The organism is Oceaniglobus sp. K40-3 (assembly GCF_055808395.1).
In genome coordinates, this window is record NZ_CM147868.1 from 1119794 (window position 1) to 1133829 (window position 14036).

A 14036-nucleotide genomic window follows, 5' to 3' on the forward strand; every position below is an offset into this window, starting at 1 on the left:
CATGTTCACCGGCCTTCTGGCTGCGGGCCTCATGGCCGGATCAGTCAGCGCCGAGGATAATTCCTCCCTTGGCGCCGCCGAAAATGTGGCGAAATCACCCTTTGCCTTTGCCGAGATCCAAGGCAAAGGCCGCCGCCCAGGCCGACGCCGAAAAGATCGCCGAATCCAGCGGTGGCCGGGTCATCGGCGGTGAAGTGGCTGCCGAGGGGGCCTGGCCCTGGCAGGTGGGCCTGATGGTGGCCGGTCAACCGATTTCACCGGATGCGCAGTTTTGCGGCGGCACGATCATTCTTGACGAATGGGTGCTGACGGCGGCTCATTGCGTTCGCATGGTTGATGACCAGGGCAATGCCTTTGATGTCGCCCCTGACCGCTTTGCAGTGCTTGTCGGCACCAATACCCTGCGCCCGGGGCAGGGCGATCTGGTGCCGGTGACGGCGGTGTACCGGCATCCGCAATATCTGACGACCGAGTTTGACAACGATATTGCCCTGATCAAACTGGCGCGCAAACCGAACGCGAAATATCAGACGATTCAGGTGCCCACCGCCGAGCTGGGCGAGATTCTGGACAAACCCGGCGTGCCCTCGATCGTGACCGGCTGGGGCCTGATCAACGGAATGAAACATCCCGAAGATATGCGTCAGGGCCAGATCCAGATGTTGCCGCGCGAGCAATGCAACGGCGCAATGATGGAAGCGCGGGCCAACGCCGCAGCGCGCGGGTTCAGCGAAGCAGTCAGCATTTTCGGCGTCAAGGAAGGCGACGCACAAGAGGCATGGCGCGCGCTGGTTGATCGTGCCCCCCTGCCGTTGTCACCGAACATGCTGTGTTCGGGCACCTATGAGGGGGCGCACCTCGTGTTCGGGCGACAGTGGCGGTCCGTTGGTCGTGCCGCTCGACGATGGCAGCTATGTGCAGGCCGGCGTTGTGAGCTGGGGCCTGACGTCGGAATCCGGTGAGGGGTGCAACGAAAACGCGCTGTTCTCGGCCTATACCAAGGTGGCGAATTACCTCCCTTGGCTGGAACAAACGATTGCCGCGAACTGACAAACCCCGGGTGCGGGCGGCCTTGTGCCGCCCCGCCCTTGCCCTGCTGTCGTTCTTGTGTGTGACGGTGGGGCAGATGCCCGGTGCCGTTTTGGCACAGGGCCAATCCTGGGGGAGGCGCCCCTGGCACAGCCCGCCGCGCGGGTCAGCGACAGCGATATCTTTGCAATGATCGACGAGGGTATGGCGGCCCTGAATGCCGGCGATCTGACCCGCGCCTATGAACGGTTCACCACGGCCAATGACATTACATTCGGCAGTGACGATTTTGGCCTGAGCGCCAAGCACCTGCCCAACCTTGCCCTGGCCCGCTATGCCATGAAAACCGAGGATTGGGACGAACTGGGCCGTTTTGCCGCGTCGGTCGCCACTGCGCTGGATGTCGAGGGGTATCGCGATCACCCCTACCGGATCGAGGCGATGGCGTTTCAGGGGGTGGTTGCCTATCTCAACGACCGTTTGAATGAGGCGGAACTGATCCTGCGCGCCGCCCTTGCCGCCTGCAAGGATCGCCCCGAACTGGCCGTGGTCGAGGATCTGGCCCATTTCTATCTGGCCGTCACCGCCTTTCAACTGTCCACCCCGGATGCCACCGAGTTGCGCCAATCCTATCTTGAGGCGCCGGCGGTTTCCGGGGGCTGGGTCAAGGCGAGTGAAGTGGCCTATCTGTTTTACCTCGATGTTTTTGTGGCCCGGGGCAAAGGTGATTCCCCTGCGGCGCTGATGATGTTGTATCAGGAGTTTCTTGATCTGATCGACGGCAAGGTTGATATCGAACCGGCGCGCATGTCGTTCTATCGCGGCTTTCTGGGCCTGCTGCAGTTTGAGGCAGGCGAAACCGAGGCCGCCCTGGCGACATTTCAGGCCCGCCATGATTTTCTGATGGCGAACGACCTGATTGACGAAGATTTCCTGTTTAACGTCCAGCGTCTTGCCATGGCGCGGCGCTCATCGGGTGATATTGCGGGGGCCTATGATTTTCTGAATGAAATGATGGCGTTTGCCCGGAAAAGGGTGCCCGGTTCGGGGATATTTTCGATTTTCGAAAAGGACATGGGCGATTTTCAGGTGGCGCTTGGCCATCCCGAACTTGCCCAGCCCCATTATCGGCGCGCCTATGCCATTCTGCGCGAAACCCGGCGCGCCAGCGACACCGAGGTTCTGGCGGTAAGGCCGCTGATTGATCTGGATGATCCGGGAATGGCGGGTTTTCCGCTGGCAGATGAATTGCATGCAGCGGCAGAGGTGACCTTGGCCCTGGCCGATGATGGCGCGACGGTGCTGACACAGTTCTTTGAAGGGCGATACCTGAACCTTGATTCCCAGCTTGGTCTGTTGAACGCAAAAGGGCAGGGGGACGATCCGGTGTTTCTGACCAACCGGGCGCTGTATTTCGGCCTCATGGGGTATCGCGACCGGGCGCTGCGCGATCTGGCGGCGGCGGGCGGGGACAGCGCAATGACCGATCTGGTGGAACTGGTCGCGCGGGTCTGGGGGGCCGAGGCGGATGTGGAACTGGCCACCGGCGTGGCGGATCGTCTGGCCACGCGGTTGGATGATCTGGACCCGGCCCGCCAAAGTGCCGCGCTGGCGCTTATTGCCTTCACTGCCTATCGGTTGGATGACACGGCGGCGTTGGGGGATGGCGTGGAAAAATGGTTGGCCCTGCCGGTGCCGGTTGGGGGCGCCATCTGGCATCTTTTTGCCAGCGCAATGATGGTAGAAGCCGCATCAGGCATGCTTGACCCCGAGCGCGCGACGTCCATCACCGATGCATTCGTCGCGCAGGTGGCGCAGGCGCCTGACCTGCCGCTGTTGCGCGATTACGGGCGGGTTACCGTGATTGCCAACGCGCCGGATGTTCTGGGAAATGCCGATGTCGAGGTCGAACTTGGCGGGTTGCTGCGTCGGTTGCAGACGCGGTTGCCATCACACCATGCGTTGATTTCGCTGACAGAATTTACGCTCAGCAATGCGTTTCAGTGGCGTGGTGATACGGAACAGGCGCTGATCTGGCTGGATCGGGCCACGACCACCGTGCGCCACCATCCGTTTCACGATACCGATACGTTGGCCTTTACCCTGTCTGAACAGGCGCGTCTGATGATCGAACTGGGCCATACCGATCAGGCGGCCCTGATCGCGCGGGAGGCCTATGAAATGGTTGATCCTGAAACCGGACGGCCCAATCTGGTGTCGGCGGTGGTGGGCAACTTTGCCTATGCCATCCTGTCGCGCACGGGCGATGAGAAACGCGTGGCTGAAATCTATGCGCGGCACCTGAATGATCCGCTTTATGCCGACCGGATTCCGCCCATCGTGAAGATGAAACAATTGATGAGCTATGCCAACGCATTGGCCGAAGATGCCAGTTGGGAAGAGGTGCGCGATGTGCTGGACCGGGCGCAAGCGGCCCTGCCGGACAACGGGTTTGATCTGCGTGGTTGGCAGGCGACGCTTGATTGGACCCGGGCGATTGCCGAATACCGGTTCGATCAGGGGGATTATGGCTTTGCCCGGATGCGGGCATCGAACGATATGCTGGCCACCTTGCAGGATGATCTGCGCGCCGCCGGTTCGATCGAGGTGTCGCGCGCCGCCGAATTGCGCAATCGCGCCAACTGGACCGCCCTGATCGGGTGGGAATACGCCCAGACCTTACCCCAGGACGCCGAAACGACGCAGCAATAAGGCCCCCGCGTTGCCGTATGCGCGGGGGCAGGGCGGATTGTTGACTGTCTTGTATTATTATATTAGTATTTTAAAACATCGCGCGGTCAGAAACGGCGATCATTCACTTCACCACACGGACGGAACATATGGCGCGCTTCATCAGATTAACCGAGGCAGACAACATCATCCTTGCTGTTGATGCCCAAAAGCCGGGCGATGATGTGGATGGCGTCACCGTTACGCAAAGGGTGCCGCGTGGCCACAAGATGGCGCTGACGCCAATCGCCAAAGATGCGCCGATCATCAAATACGGTCAGGTTATCGGCTTTGCCAAAGCGGATATTGAGGCCGGCACCTGGGTGCATGAACACAATGTTTACCTGCATGATTTTGAACGGGATTATCAGTTCGGCACCGACGCCCACCCCGCCCCGGAAACGCCACCGCAAAGCACGCACAGTTTTCAGGGCTATCTGCGGGCGAACGGAAAATATGGCACCCGCAACTATATCGCGGTTCTGACCTCGGTGAATTGTTCGGCCACGGCATCGCGGTTTATCGCGGATGCGGTCAATACGTCCGGCATTCTGGCGGATTATCCGAACATCGACGGCGTTATTTCTTTGGTTCATGGCACGGGTTGTGGGCTGGATACCCATGGCGAGGCCTATGAATTGTTGCGCCGCACCCAATGGGGTTTTGCCACCAACCCCAATATCGGCGGCGTGCTGATGGTGGGTCTGGGGTGCGAGGCGTTTCAGATCCCGCGCTGGATGAAATCCTATGGCATCACCGAAGACACCACATTCCGCACCCTGACCATCCAAGAGGTGGGCGGCACCCGCAAAACGGTTGAGGCGGGGGTGCAGGCGATTCATGACATGTTGCCGACGGTCAATGACGTGACACGCACCACCGCACCCGCGTCGGAACTGATGCTGGCGCTGCAATGCGGCGGCTCGGATGGGTATTCCGGGATCACGGCAAACCCTGCGCTGGGGGTTGCGGTGGATATGCTGGTGGCCGAGGGCGGCACGGCCATTCTGTCGGAAACGCCGGAAATTTACGGCGCCGAACATCTGTTGATGCGCCGGGCACAGACCCGTGAGATCGGCGAGAAACTGGCCGAGCGTATCCGGTGGTGGGAGGAGTATACCGCCCGCCACAACATGGAAATGAACAACAATCCCTCGCCGGGCAACAAGATGGGCGGGCTGACATCCATTCTGGAAAAATCGCTGGGTGCAACGGCCAAGGGCGGGGCAAGCAATCTGAACGGTGTGTTCAATTACGCCGAACCTGTTACCACCCGCGGGTTGGTTTTCATGGATACGCCCGGGTATGATCCGGTATCGGCAACGGGTCAGGTCGCCGGGGGCGCGAATGTTTTGTGTTTCACCACGGGGCGCGGATCTGCCTTTGGGTGCAAGCCGACACCGTCGATCAAACTGGCCTCCAACTCGATCATCTATGACAAGATGCGCGAGGATATGGATATCAACTGTGGCGATATTCTGGATGGTACGTCGCTGGCCGACAAAGGTGCCGAGATTTTCGACCACATTCTTGCGGTCGCGTCAGGCGAGCGGACGAAATCAGAGCTGTTGGGCTATGGCGACAGTGAATTCGTGCCGTGGTCGGTTGGGGCAACGATGTAGGGCAGCCGCTAATCGTCTGCGGCCCCCGGCCGCAGGCTGTCCAGATAGGTCAGGGTGTTGTGCAGGGATGTTTCCAGGTGCGTTTGCAAGGCGTCCATCGACGCGGCCGGGGCGTTGCGCCCAAGGGCGTCAAGGATGGTGCGGTGCTGTGCGATGGTCTGATGGCCCGCGCCGGGCGAGGGCAGGGTCAACAGACGGCATCGATCCATCTGCGCCTTTGAAACATCCACGACCTTCCACAGCATGGCAAGATCGTTCACCTCGGCGATATAGCGGTGAAAGTCATCATCACGCAGGATCGCCTCGTCAAAGCGGGCGCGTTTGAAGGCGATTTCATGGGCGTCGATGATGTCTTCCAGATCCTGAATTTGCGTCGGGGTGATGATCTTGGCCGCGCGACGAATGCTTTCCCGCTCCAGCGCGATGCGAATGATATAGGCCTCTTCAACCTGTTTGCGCCGGATTTCCGCAACAAACGTACCGTTCTGGGCAAAGACATTGACCAGCCCTTCGTCGCTGACCTTTTTTACGGCCTCGCGCACGGGGGTGCGGGAAATGCCCAGTTTCGCCGCGATCTCTACCTCGTTGAGGGGCGCGCCGGGGGCGAGTTTGCCGGTGACAATGGCCCTGCGCACCAGCGTATAGACCTGATCGCGCAGCGGCACCGCGCGGTTCAGGCTGACCCCCTGCAAAAAGGTTGTCAGCGCGCTGGATTCGGTTGTCGGCGCCGGTTTCGGGGGCATATCGTTTGATCCTGTTCAGACAGATGCCCGTCACGGTTTGGGGGATAACCCCTACATGATCGTCGGGCCGGGTTCCGCAACGGCATATCTTATCTTGCATTATACTAATGTAATGTGCCATTGCAATAACAACGACGGTCGATTTCATAAGGGAGAATGTGCTGTGAACAAGATTGATCTGGACGGTCAGACTGCGGTTGTAACGGGCGGGGCGCAGGGCCTTGGCCTTGCCTTTGCGCGGCGCATTCTCAATTCCGGCGCCAAGGTCAGCTTGTGGGACGCCAACGGCGATCAACTGGCAAAGGCGCAGGCAGATCTTGGCGAAAATGTCAGCATTGTAACGGTGGACATCACCGATTCTGATGCCGTTCTTGCGGCCCATAAGCAGACCGAAACCAAATTCGGGCCGGTGTCGATCCTTGTGAATTCTGCCGGGATTGCCGGACCAAATCATACGTTGGAGGATTACCCTGTCGAAGATTGGAAGCGGGTCATTGATATTAACCTGAATGGCACTTTCCACGTGAACCGCGCCGTTGTGCCATCGATGAAGGCGCAAAAATATGGGCGTATCGTCAATGTCGCCTCGATCGCCGGGAAAGAGGGTAATCCGAATGCCTCGGCTTATTCGGCGTCCAAGGCGGCGGTGATCGGGCTGACGAAATCTTTGGGTAAAGAGTTGGCGGGTATGGATATCGCCGTGAATTGCGTGACACCTGCCGCCGCGCGGACCCCGATTTTCGATCAGATGAAGCAAGAGCATATCGATTATATGCTGTCCAAGATCCCGCGCGCCCGGTTTTTGGAAGTGGACGAGGCGGCACATATGGTGGCCTGGCTGGTGTCCCGTGAAAACAGCTTTACGACGGCTTCGGTTTTCGATCTTTCGGGCGGGCGCGCCACTTACTGAGCAATCTGGCGGGCGCATCTTTTCTGTGGTGCGCCCGCCATGGATGCCGCACTATCTTGATCCGTCTATTATATTAGTGTAACAGGAAACGACAGGCGCGAGGGGGGACGTATGGAAAATCAGGCAACGGCCCTCAGAATGCGGGGGATTACCAAGACATTCCCCGGGGTTAAGGCCCTTTCAGACGTTAATTTTGCGGTGGATTTCGGGCGTATCCACGCCATCGTTGGTGAAAACGGTGCTGGTAAATCGACGCTGATGAAGGTGCTGAGCGGTATCTATCTTCCCACCAGCGGCACAACGGAAATTGCCGGTGTCGAAATCCGAATGCGCAAACCGGCCGATGCGCAGCGCCATGGCATTCGGATGGTCCATCAGGAGTTGAACCTTGCCCCGGATCTGAGCGTTGCGGAAAATGTTTTTCTGGGCCGGATGCCGCGCAAATGGGGCCTGGCGGATCGCGCTGCCATGGTGCGCGGTGCCCGGGAAATTCTGGCCGAAATCGGTGCGAAAATCGACCCGGCGGCGCGCCTTGGTGATCTGTCGATCAGCCAGCAACAATTGGTGGAAATCGCCAAGGCCTATGCCGCTGCGCCGCGCATCATCGTGCTGGATGAACCGACCTCAAGCCTGAGCGAACACGAGGCGGCGGCCCTGTTCCGGGTGTTGCGCAAGATGAAAGATGCGGGAATCGCCATCATCTATATCAGCCATCGCCTTAAGGAAGTGTTGGATATTGCCGATGATGTCACGATCCTGCGCGACGGCGCGATGATCGAAACCCGTCCGGCCCGGGGCATCACCGCCGCTGAAATGATCCGCCTGATGGTGGGGCGCGAGGTGGCGAATGTGTTTCCCAAAGTGGAATCCACGATTGGCGAGTTGAAATTGCGCGCCACCGGCCTTGGCGATGGCGACAGTTTTGAGGATGTCAGTTTTGATGTGCGCGCGGGCGAAATCCTGGGGTTGACCGGCCTTGTCGGGGCAGGGCGCACCGAGGTGGCCAAGGCGATTTTTGGCCTGGCCCCGCTGACCGCCGGCACACTTGAGATAAACGGCGTGCCTGTGACCATTTCATCGCCCGCCGCAGCGGTCGAAGCGGGGATCGTTTACGTTCCCGAAGACCGCAAGGGCGAAGGCATCATCCCCGCCATGTCGGTGCGCGAAAACATCAGCCTGCCGGTGCTGAAATACCTGTCGCGGCTGGGCTATATCAGCCTGACCGCCGACAGGACACTGGCGGCGAAATACGCGGCGGACCTTGGCATCGCGCCACCTGACCCCGAACGCCGGATCAACCTGTTGTCGGGGGGCAATCAGCAAAAGGCGGTTCTGTCAAAGTGGCTCGCAGCCAACCCAACGGTGTTGATTCTGGATGAACCGACCCGGGGCGTCGATGTGGGTGCCAAGGCTGAAATTCACCGGATCATTGGCGAATTGGTGGCCAAGGGCATGGCTGTAGTGATGATCTCATCCGAATTGCCCGAGGTGCTGGGCGTTTGTGATCGCGTGGTCGTCATGCGCGACGGGCGCGCCTCGCCGCCGCTGGACCGTGCAGAACTGAGTGAGGAACGCATCATGGCCCTGGCAACGGGCGAGGATATCGCATGACAGACAGCAGCGTAACGGCATCCGCCCAAGGCACCAACAGCCGGTTTCAGCGCAATTCCACCATGTTGGAACTGTTGTCGAAAGCCGGGCTTGGCCTGGCCATTGTTGTTGTGGTCATTTTCGGCGCGATCAGCAGCCCGGTTTTCTTTACGACCGGAAACATGGTCAACATCCTGACGTCCATGGCCATTGTCGGCATTGTCGTGGTTGGCATGACATTCGTTCTGGTCGTCGGCGGGCTGGCCGATCTGTCGGTGCCTGCGACCATTGCCTGTGGCGCCATCCTGTCACTGGCCTTGCAGCCGACAATCGGCGCGGTGCCTGCCTTTATGGTGGCGGTTGCCTTGGCGGGGTTTTGCGGGCTGATCAGTGGCATTCTGGTGGGGTATGTCGGGATCAACCCGATCATCGCAACGTTGGGCGTCGGAACCATCGTTCTGGGCATCGTTCAGGCGGCGGTGGGCGGTGTTATCGTTTATGGCACCAACCCAGCCTCGGCGGAATTTGTGAAAAGCCGGATCATGGGCATTCCGACCATCGTTGTGATTTTTCTGGTCATCACGGTGATCGGGCATTTCGTGCTGGCGCGCACCATTTGGGGGCGCTGGACATTTGCCATTGGCAGCAATGCCACCGCCGCCGCCGCCAGTGCCGTGCCGGTGCGCGCGGTCAAGGCCGGGGCGTTTGTGATCACCGGGTTGTGCGCCGGGCTGAGTGGCGGGCTGTTGGGCCTTACCTTGCAAAGTGCGCGCCCCCTGGTCGGAACGGGGTATGAGTTTAGCGCGATCACAGCCGTGGTTGTGGGCGGCGTGTCGATCATGGGCGGATTCGGATCGGTGCCGCGCGCCGTTATCGGGCTGATCTTTGTGTCGGTCCTCACCAATGTCATGGTGTTGGAGGGGGTCCGCACACCGACGCAGGGTTTTGTTCTGGGCCTGCTGATCGCCGTTGCCGTGGCCTTTGACGTGGCGCTGCGCCGACGGGGAGTCGCCTGATGGATATTCTTGCGCAATTCGTACGCTACCGCGTTGGTATTATCCTTGGGCTGACGGTTCTTGTCGCCGCGGTGCTGGTGCCCGGTTTTTTCGGGCTGACGACGCTCAGCCTTGGATTGGATCGCAGTTCCACCATCGGGTTGATCGCCATTGGCCTGACCGTGCTGTTGATCGCCGGGCAGATTGACCTGTCCGTCGGCTCGGTTTTCGCCCTTTCCGGGATCGTTGCGGTGTCGTTACAGCCGAGCCTCGGCCTTGGCCCGGCGGCTGTGGTCGGGGTCTTGGCCGGGGCGGCCTGTGGCGGTGTGAACGCCATTCTGTCGGTGGTGTTCAAGGTGAATGCGCTGGTCGCCACGCTGGCCACCATGTTGATCTTTCGCTCGATCGCCCATTGGCTGACCGACAGTCAGCCGGTTGCGGGAACGGACATCATGTTCTCGATTTCGCTGGCGCGTATCTATTTCGACCTGTTCACGGTGCGCAGTGCGCTGTTTCTGGTCGGAATTCTGTTGCTGCATATCTGGCTGACCCGCTCGGTTGCGGGGCGCAACCTGTTTGCCGTCGGCTCCAGCGCGCCGGCGGCCGAGGCAAGCGGCATTTCCGTTGGCTGGACCATGGCCGCCGGTTTCATCTTTGCCAGCGCCATGGCCGGGGTTGCGGGCGTGTTGCAAAGCCTTGCCACGAACACCGGATCGCCGGTGTTCGGGTCGGAACTGACGGTAATGGTTATCGCGGCGGTGGTGGTTGGCGGCACCCGGTTGGAAGGGGGCCGGGGTTCGGCCCTTGGGACGCTGGGCGGTGTGCTGACCATCGCATCCCTGACCACGGCGATGGAGTTTTCATCCGTCCCGGCCTATTTTCAGCAGGTTGTCGCGGGGTTCATCCTTATCCTGCTGGTCGTGCTTGACCGCACCGTGAAACCGCGCGCCCGTGCGCATAGCGCAGGCGCCCCATCCACATGAACAACGACGCCATCAACAGGAGGAATAACATGGCACTTCGGATTACGACATCATTGGTAAGCGCGCTTGCGCTTATGGCCGCTGTTGGCGCGGCCGAGGCAAAGACCGTCTGCTATATCACAGCGGCAGATGCCCACGCCTATGCCACCCCCGCCAACGAGGCGCTGACGGCCCGCGCCGATGAACTGGGGCTTGAGGTTCTGACCCTCAGCCAGAATTTCGATGTGCAGACCGGCACCGAACAGTTGAACACCTGCATCGCGCGCAAGGCCGATGGCATCATCCTGTGGCCGCTTGACCCGCAAGCCTATATTCCCGGTCTGGCCCGGGCACAGGCGGCGGGCATTCCGTCGATCCTGATCAATTCCCCGATGAGCGATCAAGCCAACGAATTCATCAAATCCTTTACCGGCCCTGACGTCTATGAAGAAGGCGCGATGGCGGCGGATTCGCTCAGCACCGCCATGGGCGGCGAAGGCAGCATCATCATCATCGCCGGACAGGCCGGTAACGGCACCACGATCGGGCGCGTCGGCGGCTTTGTTGACCGGCTCAAGGAACTGGACAGCAAGATCGAGGTTCTCGATACGGTCAACGCCGATTTCGATCAGCAAAAGGCGCTGGTGGCCAGCCGCGATCTGATCACCCGCTTTGGTGATAAAATCATGGGCGTTTACGCCAACGACGATACCATGGCCCGTGGTTTCATCGACGCCTGGAAAGAGGCACATGGCGCCACGCCGACCCCGCCCATCGTCGGGATCAACGGCCAGCGCGATGCGTTTGATTCCATCCGTTCGGGTGAGATGTATTCGACCATCGTGCAATCCCCCGCCGAAGACGGAAAACTGGCCATCGACACCATGGCGAACATTCTGGACGGCAAGGAAGTGGGCGCGCGGCTGCCAATTCCGCTGACCGTCGTGACCAAGGAAAACGTCGAAACCGTAGAGCCTGCCTTTTAAAGCACTTTCGCAAAAACCTGTATCACCCAACACTGCCTGAAATCAGAGATTTCAACGCGTTGGGTGATACTGAGTGTTTCAGGTATTGCGAGAAGTGCTGTAACGCACCGGATTTTCACGCTTTACCAGACCAAGGACAAACCCGGCCCCTGTGCCGGGTTTGTTGTTTGTGCCGTCAGCGGTTCGCTCCGGGAACCCACAGAACATCGGCCTTGCCGTTATCGTTGGCGATGCGCGAGGCGACAAAGAACCAATCCGACAGCCGGTTCAGATAATGCAATCCCGCCGGGTTCAGGGATTCGACAGTGGCCAGTTCAACCGACAACCGCTCGGCCCGGCGCGATACGGTGCGGCACAGGTGCAACTGCGCCGCCAGCGCCGACCCCCCGGCAGAACGAAACTGCGCAGGGGGGTAAGCGCGGTATTCATCGCGTCGATCTCTGATTCCAGCCGGGCCACCTGTGCGGCGGCCATGCGCAGGGGCGGGTATTCGGCCTCGGCGTCGCGATCCATGTCGGGGCGGCAAAGGTCGGCGCCCAGATCGAACAGATCATTCTGGATCAGGGCCAGCCGCGCGTCCATCTCGCCCGTCGCGTGCTGGCGGGCCAGACCAACGGTGGCGTTGGTTTCATCCACGGTGCCATAGGCATTGACCCGCAGGGCATGTTTGGCCACCCGCGCACCGTTGCCCAGGGCGGTTTCGCCCTTGTCCCCGGTTTTGGTATAGATTTTTGACAGAACAACCATGGTCAGCCTCCGGTGCGGCGGAAAAAGACAAAGGCAAGGATCACCACGATCGCGAATGCCTGGGCATAGATGCGCCATCGCATGATGCGGTTGGCATGTTTGCGGTTGAAATCGCCACCCTTGGCAAACCCGCCGATGCCCAGCATCAGAATACCAAGCACGACAAGAACCGAAATGACGACGACGATAAAGAAGGGATCGTGAAACATGGGGCCTCGCATTGTTTTTTAATGATCTAGCGGGCTGGGCGGCAAAAGCGAAATGGATTATGGCGTGTCAGGCCCGCGAAATCAGCCAATCAAGGGCGCGGGTGGGCAGGATGCGCCGGGCAATGTTCATGAATTTGGTCGGGGTTGTGACACGATAGCGCGGGGCAGGGCGCTTGCGTTCCAGCGCCTTGATCAGCGCCTTTGTGGTTGCCGTTGGGGGCAGTTCAAACCGGTCCGGTCCGCGTTTTTCATACAGTCGGGGGATCAGGGACGATTCGTATTGGGCGCGCCGGGGCGACGCCTTCCAGTCGATCCAGCGTTCAAAATGCGGAATTGAATTGGCGCGGATTTTCGATGTGATCGGCCCCGGTTCGATCAGGATGATATGCAGGGGGGTGTCGGCCATTTCCAGCCGCAGGGTGTCGCTCAGCCCCTCCAGCGCGAATTTGCTGGCCACATAGGCCCCGCGCCAGTGCAGCGAAACAAGGCCCAGAACCGAGGAACAATTGACGATCCGCCCATGCCCCTGCGCGCGCATCACCGGAATGACCCGGGTGGTCAGATCGTGAACGCCGAACAGGTTCACCTCGAACAGGGCGCGCAGCCCGTCACGGGGCAGATCCTCGACCGCGCCGGGCAGGGCAAAGGCGCCGTTGTTGAACAGGGCGTCCAACGTGCCGCCCGTGGTGTCCAGCACCTCGGCCAACCCCGAACGGAGCGTGTCGGGCCGGGCGTAATCAATCAGTGGTGCCGCCAGCCCCATGGCGCGCAGTCGGTCGCAATCGGCCTGCGCCCGACAGGCGGCGAACACTTGCCAGCCACGATCGCGCAGGGCAAGTGCTGCATCATACCCGATGCCGCTGGAGCATCCGGTGATCAGAATGGATTTCCGCGCGTTCACCCGGGGCGGTTCTGGCTCAGGAATTTTCCGAATATGAAACCGTCCTGATCGTCGTCGGCAGTGCGGATACGATACCAGCCGTCATCGGTTTCCTCGATCACCTTGGCCTTTTGGCCACGCACGACCTGCCCGACCACGCTGTCGGCGGTTGAAGGGCCGCCGCGCAGGTTCACCCGGGTGCCGGTGACATACCACACGCCCGCCTCTTCCGGGGTGGTGCCAGCGGCGCTTACCTCGGTTTCGCGCACCGGGGCGGGGGCGGGGGTGTCATGGGCCACTGTGGCGGCAAGGGCGATTTCCACGGCGCGGTTTTCATCCTTGAGCGGCACGCGTTCGCCTTCGGTGGTGTTCGATCCGGCATCTTCGATCAGGGCACCAACCCGGGTCAGCAGGCCGGGTTCGTTGCTGGCTGTCTGGCTGACGTTGGCGCCGCCGTCATCGCTGCCCTGGGGCAATCCGTTGTCGTTGCCATAGAAAACCATTGTCGCACCGATGCCGAACATCAGTAACAGGACCATGCGTATCATACCCGAACCCTCACGCTTTTGTGCTGTTTTAGCAGAAGTTGAACATTTGTCCCCCGCAAATCTTTCAAAAATGCACCCTCTCGCT

General features: G+C 60.3%; 12 protein-coding genes and 2 pseudogenes. 9 read left to right on the plus strand and 5 right to left on the minus strand.

Translation table 11 applies throughout. The features are described from left to right. Positions 1 to 83: 83 nt before the first annotated feature. The 4 genes and pseudogenes from AC0L7P_RS05730 to AC0L7P_RS05745 all read left to right on the plus strand — a co-directional run. A pseudogene (locus tag AC0L7P_RS05730) lies at positions 84 to 683 on the plus strand (S1 family peptidase); the annotation flags it as partial. Positions 684 to 843: 160 nt separating this feature from the next. Continuing rightward, entirely contained in the window at positions 844 to 1050 is a 207-nt protein-coding gene (locus tag AC0L7P_RS05735) for a trypsin-like serine protease (RefSeq protein WP_473434858.1), read from the plus strand. A gap of 24 nt (positions 1051 to 1074) precedes the next feature. Continuing rightward, positions 1075 to 3741 carry a hypothetical protein gene (locus AC0L7P_RS05740; protein ID WP_473434859.1) on the plus strand — a complete coding sequence of 889 codons (2667 nt, stop codon included), beginning with the start codon at positions 1075 to 1077 and terminating at the stop codon, positions 3739 to 3741. A gap of 128 nt (positions 3742 to 3869) precedes the next feature. Then, the gene (locus tag AC0L7P_RS05745; RefSeq protein WP_473434860.1) at positions 3870 to 5381 is read left to right on the plus strand and encodes a UxaA family hydrolase; all 1512 of its coding nucleotides are present in this window, start codon (positions 3870 to 3872) and stop codon (positions 5379 to 5381) included. Positions 5382 to 5389: 8 nt separating this feature from the next. Here AC0L7P_RS05745 and AC0L7P_RS05750 read toward each other — a convergent pair whose 3' ends face one another. Further along, complete coding sequence (locus tag AC0L7P_RS05750; RefSeq protein WP_473434861.1) at positions 5390 to 6124, minus strand: GntR family transcriptional regulator; 735 nt, start codon at positions 6122 to 6124, stop codon at positions 5390 to 5392. A gap of 163 nt (positions 6125 to 6287) precedes the next feature. Here AC0L7P_RS05750 and AC0L7P_RS05755 point away from each other — a divergent pair, with 163 nt between their 5' ends. The 5 genes from AC0L7P_RS05755 (at position 6288) to AC0L7P_RS05775 (ending at position 11567) form a co-directional block, all read left to right on the plus strand. Next, the gene (locus tag AC0L7P_RS05755; protein ID WP_473434862.1) at positions 6288 to 7034 is read left to right on the plus strand and encodes an SDR family NAD(P)-dependent oxidoreductase; all 747 of its coding nucleotides are present in this window, start codon (positions 6288 to 6290) and stop codon (positions 7032 to 7034) included. A 138-nt stretch (positions 7035 to 7172) separates the two neighbouring features. Then, positions 7173 to 8645 carry a sugar ABC transporter ATP-binding protein gene (locus tag AC0L7P_RS05760; RefSeq protein ID WP_473434863.1) on the plus strand — a complete coding sequence of 491 codons (1473 nt, stop codon included), beginning with the start codon at positions 7173 to 7175 and terminating at the stop codon, positions 8643 to 8645. Further along, positions 8642 to 9640: an ABC transporter permease gene (locus tag AC0L7P_RS05765; protein ID WP_473434864.1), complete on the plus strand. Its 999-nt coding sequence runs from the start codon at positions 8642 to 8644 to the stop codon at positions 9638 to 9640. Before AC0L7P_RS05760 ends, AC0L7P_RS05765 begins: the two co-directional genes overlap by 4 nt. Further along, the gene (locus AC0L7P_RS05770) at positions 9640 to 10602 is read left to right on the plus strand and encodes an ABC transporter permease (RefSeq protein WP_473434865.1); all 963 of its coding nucleotides are present in this window, start codon (positions 9640 to 9642) and stop codon (positions 10600 to 10602) included. The genes AC0L7P_RS05765 and AC0L7P_RS05770 overlap by 1 nt, the downstream gene beginning before the upstream one ends. 29 nt (positions 10603 to 10631) lie before the next feature. Next, complete coding sequence (locus AC0L7P_RS05775; protein WP_473434866.1) at positions 10632 to 11567, plus strand: sugar ABC transporter substrate-binding protein; 936 nt, start codon at positions 10632 to 10634, stop codon at positions 11565 to 11567. A 175-nt stretch (positions 11568 to 11742) separates the two neighbouring features. Here AC0L7P_RS05775 and AC0L7P_RS05780 read toward each other — a convergent pair. The 4 genes and pseudogenes from AC0L7P_RS05780 to AC0L7P_RS05795 all read right to left on the minus strand — a co-directional run bounded on the left by AC0L7P_RS05780 (position 11743) and on the right by AC0L7P_RS05795 (position 13942). After that, positions 11743 to 12314 (minus strand): annotated as a pseudogene (locus tag AC0L7P_RS05780) (cob(I)yrinic acid a,c-diamide adenosyltransferase). Positions 12315 to 12316: 2 nt separating this feature from the next. Next, a complete protein-coding gene (locus tag AC0L7P_RS05785) occupies positions 12317 to 12523 on the minus strand; it encodes a twin transmembrane helix small protein (RefSeq protein WP_473434867.1) in 207 nt (68 codons plus the stop codon). Between the two features lie 67 nt (positions 12524 to 12590). After that, complete coding sequence (locus AC0L7P_RS05790; RefSeq protein WP_473434868.1) at positions 12591 to 13424, minus strand: SDR family NAD(P)-dependent oxidoreductase; 834 nt, start codon at positions 13422 to 13424, stop codon at positions 12591 to 12593. Further along, positions 13421 to 13942, minus strand: a complete 522-nt coding sequence (locus tag AC0L7P_RS05795; RefSeq protein WP_473434869.1) for an SH3 domain-containing protein — start codon at positions 13940 to 13942, stop codon at positions 13421 to 13423. The genes AC0L7P_RS05790 and AC0L7P_RS05795 overlap by 4 nt, the downstream gene beginning before the upstream one ends. Positions 13943 to 14036: the final 94 nt, after the last annotated feature.